The organism is Paraburkholderia fungorum, assembly GCF_900099835.1.
Taxonomy (GTDB): domain Bacteria; phylum Pseudomonadota; class Gammaproteobacteria; order Burkholderiales; family Burkholderiaceae; genus Paraburkholderia; species Paraburkholderia fungorum_A.
The window spans coordinates 2079045-2098794 of record NZ_FNKP01000001.1; the positions used below are offsets into that span (position 1 = coordinate 2079045).

Annotated in this window: 13 protein-coding genes; 10 read left to right on the forward strand and 3 right to left on the reverse strand. The window is 60.0% G+C overall.

Annotation, left to right across the window (positions count from 1 at the left end; all coding sequences use genetic code 11):
• The first annotated feature begins 22 nt into the window (after nucleotides 1-22).
• The 6 genes from nirB (at nucleotide 23) to BLS41_RS09185 (ending at nucleotide 9763) form a co-directional block, all read left to right on the forward strand.
• A complete protein-coding gene (gene nirB / locus BLS41_RS09160) occupies nucleotides 23-2572 on the forward strand; it encodes a nitrite reductase large subunit NirB (RefSeq protein WP_074764013.1) in 2550 nt (849 codons plus the stop codon).
• A gap of 43 nt (nucleotides 2573-2615) precedes the next feature.
• Nucleotides 2616-2969 (forward strand): nitrite reductase small subunit NirD, encoded by a 354-nt coding sequence (gene nirD, locus BLS41_RS09165; protein WP_074764014.1) that lies wholly within the window; start codon nucleotides 2616-2618, stop codon nucleotides 2967-2969.
• Nucleotides 2970-3008: 39 nt separating this feature from the next.
• On the forward strand, nucleotides 3009-7202 hold the full coding sequence (locus tag BLS41_RS09170) for a bifunctional nitrate reductase/sulfite reductase flavoprotein subunit alpha (RefSeq protein ID WP_074764015.1): 4194 nt from the start codon (nucleotides 3009-3011) through the stop codon (nucleotides 7200-7202).
• Nucleotides 7203-7403: 201 nt separating this feature from the next.
• Nucleotides 7404-8771 carry an MFS transporter gene (locus tag BLS41_RS09175; protein WP_074764016.1) on the forward strand — a complete coding sequence of 456 codons (1368 nt, stop codon included), beginning with the start codon at nucleotides 7404-7406 and terminating at the stop codon, nucleotides 8769-8771.
• Between the two features lie 175 nt (nucleotides 8772-8946).
• The gene (locus BLS41_RS09180; RefSeq protein WP_074764017.1) at nucleotides 8947-9408 is read left to right on the forward strand and encodes an SRPBCC family protein; all 462 of its coding nucleotides are present in this window, start codon (nucleotides 8947-8949) and stop codon (nucleotides 9406-9408) included.
• Nucleotides 9392-9763, forward strand: a complete 372-nt coding sequence (locus BLS41_RS09185; protein WP_074764018.1) for an ArsR/SmtB family transcription factor — start codon at nucleotides 9392-9394, stop codon at nucleotides 9761-9763. Before BLS41_RS09180 ends, BLS41_RS09185 begins: the two co-directional genes overlap by 17 nt.
• A 58-nt stretch (nucleotides 9764-9821) precedes the next feature.
• Here BLS41_RS09185 and BLS41_RS09190 read toward each other — a convergent pair whose 3' ends face one another.
• Entirely contained in the window at nucleotides 9822-10979 is a 1158-nt protein-coding gene (locus BLS41_RS09190) for a porin (RefSeq protein WP_074764019.1), read from the reverse strand.
• Between the two features lie 281 nt (nucleotides 10980-11260).
• On the opposite strand from BLS41_RS09190, the gene aldA reads away from it, so the two are divergent.
• From aldA to BLS41_RS09210, 4 genes are all read left to right on the forward strand, one after another.
• Nucleotides 11261-12697: an aldehyde dehydrogenase gene (gene aldA / locus BLS41_RS09195; protein ID WP_074764020.1), complete on the forward strand. Its 1437-nt coding sequence runs from the start codon at nucleotides 11261-11263 to the stop codon at nucleotides 12695-12697.
• A gap of 166 nt (nucleotides 12698-12863) precedes the next feature.
• Nucleotides 12864-14186 (forward strand): MFS transporter, encoded by a 1323-nt coding sequence (locus BLS41_RS09200; protein WP_074764021.1) that lies wholly within the window; start codon nucleotides 12864-12866, stop codon nucleotides 14184-14186.
• The gene (locus tag BLS41_RS09205) at nucleotides 14187-15404 is read left to right on the forward strand and encodes a mandelate racemase/muconate lactonizing enzyme family protein (protein ID WP_074764022.1); all 1218 of its coding nucleotides are present in this window, start codon (nucleotides 14187-14189) and stop codon (nucleotides 15402-15404) included.
• Nucleotides 15405-15463: 59 nt separating this feature from the next.
• Nucleotides 15464-17125 carry a GMC family oxidoreductase gene (locus BLS41_RS09210; RefSeq protein ID WP_074764023.1) on the forward strand — a complete coding sequence of 554 codons (1662 nt, stop codon included), beginning with the start codon at nucleotides 15464-15466 and terminating at the stop codon, nucleotides 17123-17125.
• A gap of 28 nt (nucleotides 17126-17153) precedes the next feature.
• Here BLS41_RS09210 and BLS41_RS09215 read toward each other — a convergent pair whose 3' ends face one another.
• Nucleotides 17154-18104 (reverse strand): LysR substrate-binding domain-containing protein, encoded by a 951-nt coding sequence (locus BLS41_RS09215; RefSeq protein WP_074764024.1) that lies wholly within the window; start codon nucleotides 18102-18104, stop codon nucleotides 17154-17156.
• A gap of 156 nt (nucleotides 18105-18260) precedes the next feature.
• Complete coding sequence (gene styD, locus BLS41_RS09220; protein ID WP_074764025.1) at nucleotides 18261-19739, reverse strand: phenylacetaldehyde dehydrogenase StyD; 1479 nt, start codon at nucleotides 19737-19739, stop codon at nucleotides 18261-18263.
• Nucleotides 19740-19750: the final 11 nt, after the last annotated feature.

The following is a 19750-nucleotide window of genomic DNA, read 5'->3' on the forward strand; positions in this document are numbered from 1 at the left end:
GTACATTGAGGACACCGCGCTCATGAAAATCATCGTTATCGGTCACGGGATGGTCGGCCACAAACTGATCGAGAGCCTCGCGCAAGACGCGGCGCATGGTCTCGACATCACCGTGCTGTGCGAGGAATCGCGGCCGGCCTACGATCGCGTGCATCTGTCCGAGTTCTTCGCGGGCAAGACGGCGGACGATCTTTCGCTGGTCGAGCCGGGCTTTTTCGAGCGGCAGAACGTGCTGCTCAAGCTGAATGCGAAGGCCGTTGCGATCGATCGCGATGCGCGCACGGTGACGGTATCGACCGGCGAAACGTTGCCGTACGACAAGCTCGTCTTTGCGACCGGCTCGTATCCTTTCGTGCCGCCGGTGCAGGGACGTGAGCGCAAAGATTGCTTCGTGTACCGAACCATCGACGATCTCGAAGCGATGCAGGAATGCGGCGCACGTTCGAAAACGGGCACGGTGGTCGGCGGCGGACTGCTCGGACTCGAATGCGCGAAAGCGTTGCGCGACATGGGTCTGCAAACGCACGTGGTGGAATTCGCGCCGCGCCTGATGGCCGTGCAAGTGGACGACGGCGGTGGCCGCGTACTGCGCACCAAAATCGAAGAACTCGGCGTGACGGTGCACACGCAGAAAAACACCACGGCAATCGTCGACGGCGAAGCGGGCACGCACCGCATGCAATTCGCGGACGGCACGCATCTCGACACCGACATGATCGTGTTTTCCGCAGGCATTCGTCCGCGCGACGACCTCGCGCGCGAATGCGGACTGACGCTTGGCGCGCGTGGCGGCATCGTGATCGACAACGCTTGCCGCACCAGCGATCCGCATATCTACGCAATCGGCGAATGTGCGCTGTGGAACGGCCAGTTGTTCGGCCTCGTTGCACCTGGCTATGAAATGGCGCGTGCGGTAGCGAAGCAACTGCTTGGCGACTCCGCCGAATTTGCCGGTGCCGACATGAGCACGAAGCTCAAGCTGATGGGCGTCGACGTGGCGAGCATCGGCGACGCGCACGGCAGCACGCCGGGCAGCCGTGCCTATCAGTTCAGCGACGAACGCAAACAGGTCTATAAAAAGCTGGTGGTGTCGGAGTGCGGCAAGTATCTGCTCGGCGGAGTGATGGTCGGCGACGCGAGCGAGTACGGCACCCTGCTGCAGATGATGCTGAACCGCATTGAACTACCCGCGTCGCCGGAATTCCTGATCCTGCCGCAAGCCGACGGCAACGCAAAACCGGCGCTCGGCGTCGAGGCGTTGCCTGCTGCCGCGCAAATCTGCTCGTGCAACAACGTGTCGAAAGGGGATCTGTGTGCGGCCGTTTGCGCGGGAGCCACCGACATCGGCGCACTGAAATGCGCAACCAGCGCCGGTACGTCATGCGGCGGGTGCGTGCCGCTCGTGACGCAGGTGATGAAAGCGGAGATGAAAAAGCAGGGTCTCGCGGTCAACAATCATGTGTGCGAGCACTTCGCGTATTCGCGTCAGGAGTTGTATCACATTGTGAGGGTCGAGGGCGTGCGCAGCTTCGGCGAGTTGATCGCGAAGCACGGCCATGGACTCGGCTGCGATATCTGCAAGCCGGTTGTGGCGAGCGTTCTCGCGTCGTGCTGGAACGAATTCGTGCTGAAGAAAGAGCATGCGTCGTTGCAGGACACCAACGACTATTACCTCGCGAATATCCAGCGCGACGGCACGTATTCCGTCGTGCCGCGTATGGCAGGCGGTGAAGTGACGCCCGACGGTTTGATCGCGGTCGGGCAGGTCGCGAAGAAATACGGCCTCTATACGAAGATTACCGGTGGTCAGCGGGTCGATCTGTTCGGCGCGCGCGTCGAGCAATTGCCGCTCATCTGGGAGGAACTGATCGCCGCCGGTTTCGAATCGGGGCATGCCTATGGCAAGTCGCTGCGTACGGTTAAGTCGTGCGTCGGTTCGACATGGTGCCGCTATGGCGTCGGCGATTCGGTGGGTCTCGCGGTCGAGATCGAGAACCGCTACAAGGGTCTGCGCACACCGCACAAGATCAAGTTCGGCGTGTCCGGCTGCACACGCGAATGTGCGGAAGCGCAGGGTAAGGACGTCGGCATCATCGCGACGGAAAAGGGCTGGAATCTGTATGTGTGCGGCAACGGCGGGATGAAGCCGCGTCACGCCGAACTACTCGCGTCGGACCTCGATAAGGAAACGCTTGTCCGTTATATCGACCGCTTCCTGATGTTCTACGTGCGCACCGCCGATCGCCTGCAACGCACCAGTGTGTGGCGCGACAACCTCGAAGGCGGCCTCGAGTATCTGATCGACGTGGTCGTCAACGATCGCCTCGGCGTGGCGGACGAACTCGAAGCGGAAATGCAGCAGGTGGTCGACACCTATGAATGCGAGTGGAAGAAGGCGGTCACCGATCCTGAAACGCGTAAGCGCTTCCGTCATTTCGTCAACAGCGGCGAGTCCGACAGCAACGTCACTTTTGTCGAAGAGCGCGGCCAGATTCGTCCTGCGACACCGGCTGAACGGGAATCGAAGCAATCGGCGCTCGCGGCGATTCCGGTTGTCGTCGAAATGGTCTGACTCGTTTTTCCACCTACCTGTACCCCTTATCTGGATCTTCGTCATGAACAACGATCGTATGCCACGCCCCTGGACGCCCATCTGTCCGATCGACGACATCGTACCCAACACCGGCGTCTGCGCGCTGGTCAACGGTGAGCAGGTGGCGATTTTTCGCGTGAATAGCGGCGATGACACTCAGTCTGTCTACGCGATCGAAAACTTCGATCCGGGTTCGCAGGCTGCGGTACTTTCGCGCGGGCTGATCGGCAGCCTCGGCGAACGGATCGTGGTCGCGTCGCCGATCTACAAGCATCACTTCGATCTGCGCACTGGCGAGTGCCTGGAAACACCGTCGTATTCCGTCAGCGCGTTCGCGGCGCGAGTGGAAAACGGCCAGGTGTGGGTCGCGGCGTAAAGCACTGATTGACTGATTTCTTTAACCACATCGTCCGATATGTCCTCCTCTAGCGTAAAAACCGTGTGCCCCTACTGCGGCGTTGGCTGCGGAATGGTGCTGCACGTCGAGGACGGACAGGTCGTGAAAATCTCCGGCGACAAGGAGCATCCGTCCAATTTCGGCCGGCTGTGTACGAAAGGGCAATCCGCTCATGTCGCGTTGCGAAAATCGGGCCGACTGGAAGGCGCGTTCGTCCGCCATGCACGGGATGCCGATCCGGTGCCGCTGCCCATGGCGCAGGCAATCAGCACGACCGCCGCGCGTCTTCGCGGATTGCTCGATCAACATGGACCGGACGCGTTGTCGTTTTACGTCTCGGGACAGATGTCGATCGAAGCGCAGTACCTGATCAACAAACTCGCGAAGGGCTTTGTCGGCACCAACAACATCGAATCGAATTCGCGCCTGTGTATGGCGAGCGCGGGTAGCGGTTACAAGCTCTCGCTCGGCGCGGACGGTCCACCGGGATCGTACGAAGACTTCGATCACGCCGATCTGTTTTTCGTGATCGGCGCGAATATGGCCGACTGTCACCCGATTCTGTTTCTGCGCATGATGGACCGCGTGAAAGCCGGGGCGAAACTGATCGTCGTCGATCCGCGCCGCAACACGACTGCGGAGAAGGCCGATCTGTTCATGCAGATCAAGCCGGGCACCGACCTCGCATTGCTGAATGGCCTGCTGCATCTGTTGCACGAAAACGGCCATACGGATGCCGCTTTTATCGCCGACGCCACCGAAGGCTGGGACGCGATGCCGGAGTTTCTCTCGGCGTACACGCCGGAAAACGTTGCGCAGATTACAGGCCTTGCCGCCGACGATATCCGCCGCGCGGCGCAGATGATCGGTTCGGCCAAAGAGTGGATGAGTTGCTGGACCATGGGCCTGAATCAGAGCACGCACGGTACGTGGCACACCAACGCAATCTGCAACCTGCATCTGGCGACGGGAAAAATTTGCCGTCGTGGAAGCGGCCCGTTTTCGCTGACGGGACAGCCCAACGCAATGGGCGGCCGCGAAATGGGCTACATGGGGCCCGGTTTGCCGGGGCAGCGTTCCGTGCTGGTGGAGGCCGACCGCGCGTTTATCGAAGACATGTGGCGCATTCCGAAGGGGACGTTGAAGACCGAAGTCGGCAAGGGCACGATCGACATGTTCACGCGGATGGCCGCAGGCGAGATCAAGGCGTGCTGGATCATCTGCACGAATCCGGTGGCGAGTGTCGCGAATCGGCAGAACGCCATTGCCGGTTTGCGCGCGGCCGAACTCGTCATCGCGCAGGACGCGTTCCTCGACACCGAGACCAACCGTTACGCCGACGTGTTGTTGCCCGGCGCGCTGTGGGCCGAAGCGGAGGGCGTGATGATCAACTCCGAGCGCAATCTCACGCTGATGCAAAAGGGCATCGATCCGCCGGGCGCTGCGTTGCCGGATTGGCAGATCATTGCGCGCATCGCGTGTGAAATGGGTTTCACCGACGCGTTCACCTACGCGAGCGCCGAGGAAGTTTTCGCGGAAATCACCCGCGCTTCGAACCCGAAAACCGGCTACGACCTGCGTGGTGCGAGCCATCATCGGCTGAAGGAAACGCCTTTGCAGTGGCCGCTTTCTTCCAGCGAATCGAGCGATCGCAATCCCGTTCGCTATCTCAACGACGGTGTGAGTCAGACGCTCAAGGAACTTGCCGACGGCAGTCGCCCGCGACTCGTGTTTCCGACGGGCAGCGGCAAAGCCATGTTTTTCGCCCGCACGTATGCACCGCCCGCCGAATTGCCCGATCGCGAATTTCCGATCGTACTGAACACGGGCCGCTTGCAGCATCAATGGCACACGATGACCAAGACCGGCAAGGTCGCGATGCTCAACAAGCTGAACCCGGGGCCGTTCGTCGAGATTCATCCCGAAGACGCCGCGACGCTCGGCATCAATGCGAAGGCGCCCGTCGAAATCCGCTCGCGCAGAGGCCGTGCGGTACTGCCCGCCGTCATCACCGAACGCGTGAGCGCAGGCAACTGCTTTGCGCCGATGCACTGGAACGACGTTTTCGGTGACGACCTGTGCATCAACGCGGTGACAAGCGATGCGATCGACCCGGTCTCGCAACAGCCCGAACTGAAGTTCTGCGCGGTCGCACTGAGTCCGGTCACAGTCGACGCGATCGAGCCGCTTACGAATGACGACGAGTTGTCGACTGATGCACCCCTAGCCGTTGCCGCCAGCGCGGCACAAACCAGCGCTCTAACGGCAAGTGTCGAGGATCAGGTTATGCCCCGTATCGAAGCACTCAACAATCTTCTGCAATTGCCACCCGTGCCCGTGCCGTCGTTCAGCGAAACGGAAAAAGCCTACCTGGCCGGGTTTGTCGGCGGATTGCGTTCGGTGGAAGCGCAGGGCGGCGATAGCGTGCCGGTGTTGCCCGCCAGCGCGCCGTTCGATGCCAGCCATCGCCTGTATGTGGATGGTCTGCTGGCGGGGCTTTACAGCCGTAGCAGGACTGCGGCGGCATTGCCTGCTGCTGCCTCGCAACCCGAAGCAGCATCGGCATCCGGCGTGCGTATCGTGCGCGCGCGGCCCAAGGTGACCTTGCTGTGGGCCTCGCAAACCGGCAACACCGAATCGCTCACCGAACGCTATGCCACGCGTCTGATGGAGTCGGGATTTGAAATCCGCACGTCCTGCATGGACGATTATCAGGCGGCGTCGCTCGCGAAAGCGCAATACGTGTTGCTGATGACGAGTACTTTCGGCGACGGCGATCCGCCCGACAACGCGCAGAGTTTGTGGACCCAATTGAGCGCCGACGATGCACCGCGTCTCGACGGCGTGCGTTTTGCGGTGCTCGCGCTCGGCGACCGCAACTACGATCAGTTCTGCGGCCACGGACGTCGCCTCGATGAACGACTCGCCGCGCAAGGTGCGCTACGCCTGATGGACCGTGTCGATTGCGACGGCGAGTATCAGGAAAGCGCGGACGCCTGGCTCGAACGCATCATCGTGCGGATCAATGAAGAGGATGCCGCTCTGCATGCGGTGCCGCCGGGTGGAATGATCAACGCGGTCGTGCCCGGTGCCGTGCCGACCAAGACGCGTCCGGCCGCTTCGCGCGTGGTCGGCAATCTGCGCCTGAACCGGCAGGGCGCGGCGAAAGATACGCGCTATGTTTCTCTGAATACAGGCGACGCCGGCCTCGAATACGAAGCAGGCGATGCATTGGGCGTGTGGCCCGTCAATTGCCCCGAACTGGTGAGCGAGTTGATCGACCTGAGTGGCGCGAGTGCGGACGCGCCCGTGCAGGTGCCCGGTGCGGGCGAGATGCGTCTTGCCGATGCGCTCGGCAAACACTACGAAATCGCTCGACCGGGTAGCGACGCACTCGCATTTATCGCAGCGCGCAGCAGCAATGGCGCACTACGCGATCTGCTGACGCCGGAGCGCAAGGCCGATCTCAAGCAATGGCTGTGGGGCCAGCAACTCGCCGACGTATTGCACGAATTTCCGGTCAGCCTCGGCGCTGCCGAATTGACCGGCATGCTCAAGCGTTTGCAACCGCGTCTCTATTCGATTGCGTCGAGCCCGAAAGCGCATCCCGGCGAAGTTCATCTGACGGTTTCTGCCGTGCGCTACAGCAATGGCCGTCGTCATCGCAAAGGCGTGTCGTCGACGTTTCTCGCCGACCGTGCGGGCGATATCGACGTACCTGTATTCGTGCAGAAGTCCGCGCATTTTCGGCCGCCTCATCAATCCGTCACGCCAATGATCATGGTTGGCCCCGGCACCGGCATCGCACCGTTTCGCGGCTTTCTGCACGAACGTCGTGCACGCGGCGATCAGGGGCGCAACTGGCTGTTCTTCGGTGAGCAGCACGCGGCCACCGATTACTACTATCGCGACGAACTCGAAGCCATGCGGGACAGTGGCGTACTGACCCGCCTCGACGTCGCGTTCTCGCGCGATCAGGCAGAAAAGATCTACGTGCAGGACCGGATGCGTGAACAGGGTGCGCAACTGTGGGCATGGTTAGAAGAGGGCGCGCATTTCTACGTATGCGGCGACGCGAACCGGATGGCGCGGGATGTCGATGCTGCGCTTAAGGAAGTGGTGGCCACACACGGCGGCATGAGTGATGAAAAAGCACTCGACTACGTCAACCGTCTTTCACGAGAAAAGCGCTATGCGCGCGACGTTTATTGATCGCATCAGCGCTTTGAAATAGCGCTTGAAACACGCGGTCGTTGAGCTTTAAAGAGTACGCAATCGAGTTTCAAAAAGATGGACCCGGATGGCATGGAGGTTGCATGTTAAAGCCGGTATTTTCAATAACGTGACATGCCGGTGCATCGCAATCAACGCCATTGCCGGACAGTCGAAAAATCAGTTTTGTGAGGATGTCTGATGAAAAACGTAATGACCTCGCTGAAGAGCGGAGACTGGCGCGCGCTAGTGGCGTGCTTCCTCTATTTCGACACCGGTTTCACCGTGTGGGTGCTGTATGGGCCGCTCGCGCCGTTCATCAGCAAGAGCATCGCGATGACACCCGCACAACAGGGTTTGCTGGTCGCCGTACCAGTGTTGTCGGCGGCGATTTTGCGCGTGACACTCGGCAATCTCTATCAGTCGGCGCATGGCAAACGCATTGCGCTGATGGGCGTGTTGCTGTCTGCTGTGCCGACCATCGTGCTGCCGGCCATGCAGTCGGTGCCGTCGTATAACGTGCTGCTGGTGCTGGGCGTATTCCTCGGCGTGGGCGGTGCGAGCTTCGCGGTCGCGTTGCCGATGGCGGGCAGCAATTATCCGCCAAAGGTTCAGGGTCTCGTGCTGGGTCTCGCCGCTGCGGGGAACATCGGTGCGGTGCTCGACGGTTTCCTGTTCCCGCAACTGGCAACGCACTATGGCTGGCAGATGGCCGCAGGCGGCGCCTTGCCGTTGCTCGCGATCGCTGCGATCACGCTGTATTTCTGGGCAAACGATACGGGCATCAAGTCCGGTAGCGCATTGCGCGCATTCGGCAGTTTCGCGGTCACGCTAGTCGGTTTGATCGTGCTGGTGCTGCTGGTTGAAGCGGGTCTGTTCGGTTCGGGAAAAACGGGCGTGCTGCTGTTGCCGGTGATCGGCGCGCTGCTCGCGATTGCAGTGTTGCCGAAACGCTATCGTTCGGTACTCGGTGAGCGCGATACGTGGGCAATCATGCTGGTGTATAGCATCACGTTTGGCGGTTTCGTCGGCATGTCGTCGTATGTTTCGCTGTTGCTGACCAATCTGTATCAGTTGTCCAAGATCGACGCAGGTCTGTTCATGGCATTGCTCGCTGCGACAGGCGCAATGGTGCGTCCGCTGGGCGGCCTCGTCGCCGACAAGGTGTCCGGCGTACGCGCGCTGACCTTCCTGCTCGCGATCATTTCGCTGTGCGACTTCGTGTTTGCCGCCGCCATGCCGTCGATGGCGGGCGGTATCGCGCTGCTGTTGTGCATGTACGTGGCGTTCGGCCTCGGCAATGGCGCAACGTTTCAACTGGTGCCGCATCGCTGGGCGGGGCGCACGGGCTTGATGTCGGGTATTGTCGGCGCGGCGGGCGGCATTGGCGGCTTCTATCTGCCGGTCGTGATGGGCATTGCGAAGGAAAGCACCGGCAGCTATCAGATGGGCTTTGCGACCTTCGGCGCCCTGGCCGCGTGCGCGTTTGTGGCGATTGTCGCGCTGCGTCGTCCGTGGATGGCGTGGTCGATGCACACGGGCGTCGTGCATGCGCATGCTACGGAGTGATACGGTGCTCGCCAGCGCGCGCATGCGCTGGCGGCACTCGCGCTTTTGGAGCAGCGGGGCGCCTGGCAACGCAGGCGATTAACGATAAACGCCGAATCCCTGCTCATAAAAAATAGGCAGTCAACTCCTTGCATATTGCCGATGAGGTTTCTAATATGCAGTCAGGAGGCTGCATATGACCACATCGACCGATCGCATCGAAAAGCAGATTCTATTAAAGGCGCCACGCTCCAGAGTGTGGCGCGCGTTGTCCAATGCCGAGGAATTCGGCACCTGGTTCGGCGTGAAGCTCACCGGCAAGCAGTTCATCGCGGGACAGAAGACGGAAGGCACGCTCACGTATCCGGGCTACGAGCATATTGTCGTGACCGTATTTATCGAGCGGGTCGAGCCTGAGCATCATCTGTCGTGGCGCTGGCATCCGGCCGCGATCGATCCATCATTCGACTACGCGTCGGAGCCGACCACGCTGGTGGTATTCGAATTGACCGAAGTCGAGTCGGGCACCTTGCTGCGCGTCGTCGAATCGGGCTTCGACAACATACCCGCGTCGCGGCGCGAAGAAGCGTTCCGTATCAATAACGGTGGCTGGGACCATCAGATCACCAACATCGAAAAGCATGTCGCCAACGGATAAATCGAAATCGGGCAAAGCCGGCGGAAAACTGACTACGTCCGCGCTGCGAAAATCCGCACCGATTTTCGCAGCGCTCGGCGACGAAACGCGTCTGCGGCTCATTGCGGTCTTATGCGCGGGCAGCGCGATGTCGATTGCGCAATTGACCGCCGGCACGGACATTACGCGGCAATCGGTGACGCAGCATTTGCAGGTGCTGGCCAATGCGGGACTGGTGCGGGATGTGAAAATGGGGCGTGAGCGGCTGTGGGAATTCGAAGCCGCTCATCTCGACGAAGCACGCCGCGCGCTCGATGTGATCTCGCAGCAATGGGATCAGGCGTTGGCGAGATTGAAGGCGATGGTGGAGGAGTAGGAGCCGGCCTTCGCCAAAACCGGCGAGCGTTTAACGCGCCGGCTTTAACTAAAGCACGTTAGAACTTGTGACGCAGCGCAACCCGCACGGCAACCTGCGTATCCGTCGATGAAGGCGCCTGGGTGCCCGGAATAAACGCGTTGTCGAGAATCGAATTAGTCGAGTCGCCCGCGACCTTCTGATAAACGCCCTGTACATACACATCGGTTCGCTTGCTGATGTTGTAATCCGCCATCAGACCCGCCGAGTGAATCTTCGGCTTCACGCTGCCCGACGACGCGTCGTAATTCACCATCGAATACACGTACTGCGCGCCGACAAAGAACGCTGGCGTGATCTGGTATTTGCCGTTCAGTTCGAAGTTCTGGTACTTCAGCGTATTCAGTTGCACGCCAGCCGCAGCCAGCGGAAGACCGATGTAGCCATTGCCGGTCGGGTCGTTATAGGTCGAATTGGTGTACGCGAAACCGGCGGTTGCGGAACCGAACGTGTAATTCACGCCGCCGCCAAACACGCGCATGCGTCCGGCGATAAAACTCGCGTCGTTCGCGGTGATCGCACCAGTCGAGCCCACGCCCGGGTTGTTCGCCTGCATGTAGGCGGCCGCGACCAGCAGGCCGCCGTTCACATACTGGCCGCCGAAACTATATGCGCGATTGTTCGCGAAGTTGGTGTCGTTGCTGAAGCTGTAGACGCCGCCAAACTGGAAGCCCGCGATGTCCGGGCTCGCGTATTTCACGCTATTGCCGAGCCGGAACGAGTTGTCGGTGTTGTCGTTGTCATACGGATGCGCGAACAGGTAGCCGGCCCAGTTGCCGTTCGCCGTGGTCTGCGCAAGGTAATCGACCACCGAGTCATATTGCCGGCCGAGCGTCAGCGTGCCGTAGCTGTCGTTGCTCAGACCGACGTAAGCCTGGCGGCCGAACATGCGGCCACCCTGGCCGAGCTTGCCCGAGCCCACGTCGAAGCCGTTTTCGAGCTGAAACACGGCCTTGTTGCCGCCCCCCAGATCCTCCGAGCCCTTCATGCCCCAGCGGCTGCCTTGCGCATAGCCGCTAGCCATTTCCCACACCGCGCCGCCTTTGGCGTTGTTGGTGTAGTCGATCCCTTCGTCGAGTACGCCGTACAGGGTCACGCTGCTTTGCGCGAACGCCGACGTGGCCGACAGCGCTGCGAATACGGCGAGAGTGGCGCGGGCAAGTTGGTTCTTTTTCATTTCAGAGCTCCAGATGTTGGTATGAGCGGTCTTTCCGGGTCGATTGGGTCGACTTCGGAAGGCCGCTGTTTTTTTGGCGAAGCCCGGATTCTGCATATCGAGATGGGTTTCACGTATGAGGCAAATCCCTGGATAAACATGATTTTTTCGAATGTTTGTCCTCAAAATTATTCGCTTGTGGCCCGTGGCAACGAGGAGAAAAATTCGAATCATTCACCTTTGGCATGAAATCGATAGCTGAAGGCCATGCGGTTTTTGTACCCAGCATCTCAGGAGACGACATGCGACTCGATCGGAATTTTGCTAACGGCCGGTTTATCGACCCTTCGACCGAACCCGCCGGCAACGAGCACATCGCCGTCTACAACCCGGCCACAGGGGCCGCGATTGCCCACGTCACGGGTGCGACGCAAGCCGAGGCGATTGCCGCTGTGGACGCCGCCGCCGTCGCGCAAAAGGCGTGGCGCAAGCTGCCGTCCGCCGAACGCGCCGTGTATCTGCACAAGCTCGCGGATGCGCTGACCGAATGCGCGCCGAGCATTGGCGCAGCGCTCGCGCTGGAGTCGGGCAAGAGCGTTGCCGACGCGACCAACGAAGCGATTTACGCAGGCCAGATCACCCGTTATCACGCCGAATGGGCACGCCGCATTGAAGGCGAAGTGATTCCGAGCGATACGGCCGACGAAAATCTCGTGCTGCACCGCGAGCCGATCGGCGTGGTGGCGTGTCTGATTCCGTTCAACTACCCGGTCTATACGTTCATGCGCAAGGTCGCGCCTGCGTTGATCGCCGGTAACACGGTGGTGGTGCGTCCGAGCAACAACACGCCGACCTCGGCATTCGAAATCGCCAAAGCAGTCGAAAAAGCTGGCTTGCCCGCGGGCGTCGTGAATATTCTCGCGATGAATCATGCGACCGCCGAAGCGCTTTGCACGCATCCGAAGGTCGGCATGATCACGTTGACCGGCAGCGTCGGCGCGGGGCGCAAGGTGCTCGATTACTGCAAGGCGAACATCGCGAAGCCGTCGCTCGAACTGGGCGGTAAAACGCCCGCGATTATCGAAGCCGATGCCGATCTGGATAAAGCCGCGCGCGATCTGGTTGCGTCGAAAACCACTCACTGCGGGCAGCTTTGCACGGCAATCGAACGAGTCTATGTGCATGAAAGCGTGCACGACCGTTTCGTCGCGTTGCTGAAACAGCACATGAGCGCAGTGGAATCCGGCGACCGCAGCGAACAGCCTTCGCTGATGGGTCCGCTCGTCAACGAAGCATCGCGTCAATCTATTCACGCGATGGTCGAGCGCGCTGTCGCGGCAGGCGCCAAACTCGAAACCGGCGGCAAACTGCCTCAAGGCAAGGGCTTTTTCTATCCGGCGACGTTGCTGACGAATTGCCGTCAGGACATGGAAATCATCCAGGAAGAAACCTTCGGCCCGATCATGCCGGTCGTCAAATACAGCACGCTCGACGAAGCGCTCGAGATGGCGAACGATCACCAGTTCGGTCTGTCGTCGGTGTTGTATACGGAGAACTATCGCGCTGCGATGAAGATCGCCAACGGTATCGAAGCGGGCGAGTTGTATGTGAACCGCACGCCGGCCGACCCGTATCAAGGCTTTCACGCAGGCTGGAAACGTTCGGGTCTCGGCGGCGACGACGGCAAGCACGGCATGCTCGAATTCACGCAAACCCGTCTCGTGGTCATGAAGTACTGAAGTTGAAAACCGAAGCGGCGCGCGTTGCACTTCAATCACACTAATCCCGACGCGCGCTTTCTCTTTAGCCCAAAAAAGGCAGCACACACGCTGCCAATCCATAACAAAACATATTGGAGACCCGGCGGCCCGGTGGACCGGCGCTGCGTCTCTCAGGAGCGCTCACGTGTCGTCACAGCCCGTTCAAACCCATGCCGCGTCCGCATTAGGCGACGCACAAGCCGCGTTGGACAAAACCAAGGCGCAACGTTATATCCAGTTGATGCTGCTGGTGCTGGCCGCCGGCGCGATCTATCCGATTCTGTATCTGCGGCAGGTGTATCAGCCGACGATGCTTGAAGTGTTCCACATCACCGATAGTCAACTGGGCTATCTGTATTCGTCGCTGGGGACGATTTTTCTGCTGAGCTATCTGCCGAGCGGCTGGCTTGCCGACCGTATCGCGCCGCGTCTGCTGATCTGTTTTTCGCTGATCGCAACGGGTCTGCTCGGACTGCTTTATTCGACCGCGCCGTCGTTTCATATTCTGATGTTGATCTTCGGCGGCTGGGGTTTGTCGACGGGATTGACGTTCTGGGCCGCCGTCATCAAACGCGTGACGATGATTGCCGGTTCGCAGGAGCAGGGCCGTTTCTTCGGTTTGCTCGACGGCGGACGCGGACTCATCGAAGCGATGCTTGCCACCATCGCAATCACTTTGTTCGCGTGGGTCACGCAGACCAAGGGCGAGCCGGTTGCAGTCGGCTTCAGAATGGTCGTCTACCTGTATGCGTTTCTTTGCATTGCGCTGGGTGTCGTGCTCGCTCTCGTCAAGGACCCGCAAGGCACCGACGACGCTGTTGCCAATCGCGCGGCACGCAAGCGCAGCAACGTGCTGGTCGAGTTGAAAACGCTCGCGGCTATTCCCGAGTTGTGGCTGGTCGCGGCAATCGTGTTCTGCGGTTATCAGGTGTTCTGGGCAACCTACAGTTTTTCCGCGTATCTGCACGAAGGCGAAATCGGCCTCACGGTCGTGATGGCCGGCACGATAACTACGCTGAAATTGTGGATGCGTCCTATTGGCGGCATTGGTGGGGGCTTTCTCGGCGACCGTTACTCGAAGGTGTCGGTGCTGGTCATCGCGCTCTTTCTCGCTGCATTGTCACTGCTCGGTCTGATGGCGGCACCGCGCATTTCGAGTCACGTGCTGCTGGTTTTCCTCGTGCTGTTCATCGGCATTCTGACTTACGCGATTCGCGGGCTGTACTGGTCACTGCTCGATCGCTGCAATATTCCGGCTACCACGATGGGTCTCGCCATCGGCCTGATCTCGGTACTCGGTTATTCGCCTGATGTGTTCCTGCCGTTGATCAACGGCTATCTGACGCAGACGTTCCCGGGCGTCTTCGGCTATCAACTGTACTTCGGCTATGTAGCCGCAATGGCGGCGCTCGGCGGTTTCGCCGGGCTCGCGCTGAGAAACATGCTTAACCGTAAAGAGGGTGCGTAAATGAAAGTTGTCTCGCTCGAAACGCATATCGTCGCTGTACCGCCGCCGCACGTTGGCGGCATGTACTGGATCTTCGTCAAACTCAAAACCGATTGCGGTATCGAGGGTGTCGGCGAAATCTATTCGGCGACGTTCCATCCGAAAGCGATGACCCACATCATCGACGATGTATTCGGTCGCTATCTGCTCGATCACGATCCGCATCATATCGAGCGGCTTTGGCGCGAAGCGTATTCGAGCGGCTTCACGCAACGCCCCGATCTGACGATGATGGGCGTGGTCAGCGGCCTTGAAATGGCCTGCTGGGACATCATCGGCAAAGCGGCGAACAAGCCGGTGTATGAGCTGCTTGGCGGTATGGTGAATCAGCGGCTGCGTTCGTACACGTATCTGTATCCGAAGAACAGCCGTGGCGAATACGACTACGACGATCCCGATCTCGCAGCCGAATGTGCGCTTGAAAACGTCAAGCGCGGCTTCACAGCGGTGAAGTTCGATCCGGCCGGTCCGTACACCGCGTATTCGGGTCATCAACTGTCGATGGAAGTGCTCGACCGTTGCGAAACTTTCTGCCGGCGCGTGCGTGAAGCGGTGGGCAGCAAGGCCGACCTGCTGTTCGGCACGCATGGGCAGATGGTGCCGTCGTCCGCGATCCGGCTTGCAAAGCGACTCGAAAAATATGACCCGCTGTGGTTCGAAGAACCCGTGCCGCCTGGACAGGAAGGCGCAATGGCGCAGGTCGCAAAACACACCAGCATTCCGATTGCCGCCGGCGAGCGTCTTACCACCAAGTATGAATTCTTCAAGCTGCTCGAAGCGGGCGCTGCATCGATTCTGCAATTGAACGTGGCGCGCGTGGGCGGCCTGCTCGAAGCGAAAAAAGTCGCGACGCTGGCCGAGGTGTATTACGCGCAAATCGCGCCACATCTGTACAACGGGCCGATTGGCGCAGCCGCGAGTATTCAGCTTGCAACGTGTACGCCGAACTTCCTGATTCAGGAAAGCATTGGCACGTGGGACGGTTTTCACGCAGCCGTATTGAAGAAGCCGATTCAATGGGAAGACGGTTACATCATTCCGTCGCAGGAAGCGGGCTTGGGTGTCGAGTTGAACATGGAAGTGGTGAAGCAGCACACCCCGTACACCGGCGAGCGTTTGCATCTGCAAATGGCCGCACAACCTGCCGACGTGAAAGATCTCGCGCCGGCCAGGGGTTGAAGCCACCCCTCGCTTTTATACGCATCCAATAGATTGAGCGCCTGCGGGCGACATAGAGCATGAATTACGACTACATCATTGTCGGCGCGGGATCGGCGGGCTGCATTCTCGCCAATCGTCTGTCGGCGTCGGGCCAATATTCGGTGCTGCTGCTCGAAGCGGGCGGCAAGGACAGTTCGTTCTGGTTCAGGATTCCAGTGGGTTTCACGAAGACGTACTACAACGAAACCTACAACTGGATGTACTACAGCGAACCGGAAAAGGAACTCGACAACCGGCCGATTTATTGTCCGCGCGGCAAGGTGCAGGGCGGTTCAGGCTCGATCAATGCGATGATTTACGTGCGCGGCCAGCCGCACGATTTCGACGATTGGGCGGCGGCCGGCAACACCGGATGGGCATTTCGCGACGTGCTGCCGTATTTCCGCAAGCTGGAGTCGCATCCGCTCGGCAATACGGAATATCACGGCGCTGACGGCCCAATCCGTATTTCGCCGATGAAAGACGCGGTGCATCCGATTTGCCACGTATTTCTGAAAGGTTGCGATCAGGCGGGCTACCGACGCAGCGACGACTTCAACGGTGCGCAATTCGAAGGAGCCGGCATTTACGACGTGAATACGCGTAACGGTCAGCGTTCGTCGAGTAGCTTCGAGTATCTGCACCCGGCGCTCTCGCGGGAGAACCTGCGCGTCGAGCGTGATGTGCTGGTGAACCGCGTGCTATTCGACGGTAACCAACGCGCGATTGGCGTGAGCGTCATGCAGAACAGTGTTGCGCGTCGCTTCGTCGCGAATCGCGAGGTGATTCTGTCCGCAGGCGCGGTCGATTCGCCGAAGCTATTGCAGTTGTCGGGCGTGGGCGACAGCGCGTTGCTGGCGAAGCATCGCATTGCGCTTGTCAAGGAACTGCCCGCAGTCGGCCAGAATCTTCAGGACCATTTGTGCGTGAGCTTCTACTATCGTTCGAGCATGAAGACGTTGAACGACGAAATGCGTCCGCTGCTTGGCAAGCTTAAACTCGGTCTGCAATACTTGCTCACACGTAAAGGGCCGCTTGCGATGAGCGTGAACCAGTCGGGTGGATTCTTTAAAGGAAGCGATAAAGAAGCGCAACCGAATTTGCAGTTGTACTTCAATCCGCTGTCGTACCGGATTCCGAAGAGCAATAAGGCGAATCTCGAACCCGAACCCTATTCAGGCTTTCTGCTCGCGTTCAATCCGTGCCGGCCGACCAGTCGAGGTTCGATCGAGATCGCGTCGAATCGCGCGGAAGACGCCGCGAAAATCCGCATCAACGCACTGACCACGGAGAAGGATATCGACGAGGTGATTCAGGGTTGCGAACTCGTCCGCAAGGTGATGTCGTCAGCGGCGTTGAAGGCCGTCACGGTCGAGGAAATCTCGCCGGGGCCGCAGGTGAATACGCGTGAAGGCTTCCTGCAGTACTTCCGCGAGCAATCGGGCTCGATCTATCACCTGTGCGGTTCTTGCGCGATGGGTGACGATCCGCGTACGTCGGTGGTCGACGCGCGTTTGCGCGTGCATGGAATGACGGGCTTGCGCGTGGTCGATGCGTCGATCTTCCCGAACATCACGTCGGGTAATATCAACGCGCCGACCATGATGGTGGCGGAGAAGGGCGCGGAGATGATTCTCGACGATGCGGCGAGTCAATCCGCGTATCAACCGGCGGTCGCCGAGATGGCAACAGCCGCCTGATAACGCACGTAACGCACGTACGCGCGCGTCACTTCACGAGGTTGACCGAACTCAAGGGCGCCGATTCCGACGAATCGAGCGCCCTTTCGCTTAGCCAGATCTCCTGTTGCAACCAGTCGCGAAACAGCGCGACGTGCGGCAATTCTTCCTGTTTGTGCTTCTCACGCGTGACGAGCCAGTACGATTGATGTCCGTCGACGTGCGTGTTCAGTACCTGCACAAGCTGACCCTCGGCCAGTTCCCGCGCAATCATATGACGATCGGCAATAGTCACGCCGAGCCCGTCGATAGCCGCGCGGATCGCGTGGTCCAGCAGATCGAACTCGTAACCGCCGCGCGTATCCACGTTGTCGATGCCGGCGGCCTTCAGCCAGTGCTGCCACGTGAGATAACGCTGGTCCGCGCTCGCGAGTACATGCAGCAACGTGAACTGGTTCAGATCGATCGTCGCGCGGCCTGCCTGACGGGCGAGCAGGCCTGGCGCGCACACGGCGACATGCCGCTCGTTCATCAGCAGACGGTTATCGAAGCCTTCCCATTCGCCATTGCCGAAGCGAATCGCGCAATCGAGCACGCCGGATTCGGCGAGATTGTCGTCGATGCGGGTTGACAGGCTGAGTTCAAGATGCGGATACGCGTCGCGCAGACGCCCAAGGCGCGGCATCAGCCAGCGGCTGGTGAAAGTAGGGGGCGCATTGATACGCAGCCGGTTACGGTGCGTTTTCTCCTGCAAACTGCGCACAGTCAACTCGATACGATCGAACGACTGCTGCAGCGCCTGCAGCAGAATGCGACCCGCCACCGACAGTTCCAGATGATGATGGTGACGCTGCAACAGCGTCTCGCCGAGTTGCGCCTCGAGTTGCCGCACTTGCCGGCTAACCGCGCTTTGCGTGACGTTCAGCAATTCCGCTGCACGAGTAAAGCTGCCCGTGCGGCCAGCCACTTCGAAGGCTTTTAGCGCATTCAGCGCGGGCATTTTGCGTTTCAAGATGTTTTACGGAAAGGTGGCGCGCGACGGCGCGAGGTTCCCGTATTTTACTGCTTGCCCGTGCGGCATTTGCCGGACATATGCCGCGTGTTGCTCATGCGCAGCACAGTCCGACACTTCTTACACCGCACGGATGACGCGCGCTCAATAAGCAATACAGACCGACTTGCTCTCCGTATAGGAATCGATGATTGCCTTACCGTGCTCGCGGCCGATTCCCGATGCCTTGAAGCCGCCGAAAGGCATCGCCGGATCGACCATGTTGTGCGTATTGACCCACACCGTGCCCGCTTCGATTCCGTCGACGAGTCGCAGTGCCTTGTCCAGTTGATTGGTCCACACGCTCGCGCCCAACCCGTATTCGGATGCGTTTGCCTGAGCCAGCACCTCGTCGATATCGTCGTACGGCATCGCGACGAGAACCGGGCCGAACACTTCTTCCTTCACCACCGACAGCGGTTTGCACGCGCGATTGGCAATCACGGTCGGACGCACGAAATAGCCGTTGCTGTCCACCCGCGCATCGTTGGACAAAATCTCGCCGCCTTCCTGCTTGCCTTGCGCAATCATGCCGACCACTTTGTCGCGATGTCGAGCAGAGACCATCGGGCCCATTTGCGTCGCCGCGTCGAAGCCCGAACCGAGTGAGATGCTGTCGGCCACTGCCGCGATGCCTTGCACGACTTCGTCGTAGATCGAACGTGCGACGTACAGGCGCGAGCCTGCGGTGCAAACCTGTCCGTGATTGAAGAAGATCGCGCCTGCCGCGCCCTCGATCGCTTTACGGGGATCGCAGTCATCGAGCACGATCACGGGACTCTTGCCGCCCAATTCGAGCGACGCGCGTTTCAGATCCTGCGCACATTGACGGCCGATAATACGGCCCACTTCGGTCGATCCCGTGAACGTCACCTTGTTCACCAGCGGATGCCTGACCAACGCAGCGCCCGCAGTTTCGCCCCGTCCGGTGACCACGTTGAACACGCCAGCAGGGAAGCCCGCTTCGTGCGCCAGTTCGGCGAGGCGGATCGCGGTCAAAGGCGTTTCTTCGGCGGGCTTGAGCACGACCGAGCAGCCGCATGCGAGCGCCGGAGCGATTTTCCAGACAGCCATCAGCAGCGGGAAATTCCACGGAACGATCGCGGCGACGACGCCTGCGGGAACGCGCCGGGTCGATGCGTTGTAGCGTGTGCCCGGAGGAAACGGAATCGACAGATCGAAGGTCGTGCCTTCGATTTTGGTCGCCCAGCCCGCCATATAACGCAGCCATTGCACGCTGCCCGATACTTCGAGCATCTTCGAAAAGCCGATCAGCTTGCCCTGGTTCAAGGTTTCCAATGTCGCGAGTTCGTCGGTGTGCTGCTCGACGAGATCGGCGAGTTTCAGCAGCAGACGCTCACGCGCGGCTGGCGGCATTCTGCGCCACGCATCGGATTCGAATGCCGCCTTCGACGTCCTGACCGCATGATCGATATCCGATTCCGACGCGTCGGGAATCTGCGCGAGTTCTTCCGACGTCGCAGGATTGAACACCGGAAAAGTTTTACCCGAAGTGCCGTGCGTTTTTTCGCCATTGATAAACATGGTTTGCGGCAAATTCACAGCAGGATTGTGTTCGCTCATGGTGCTTTGTC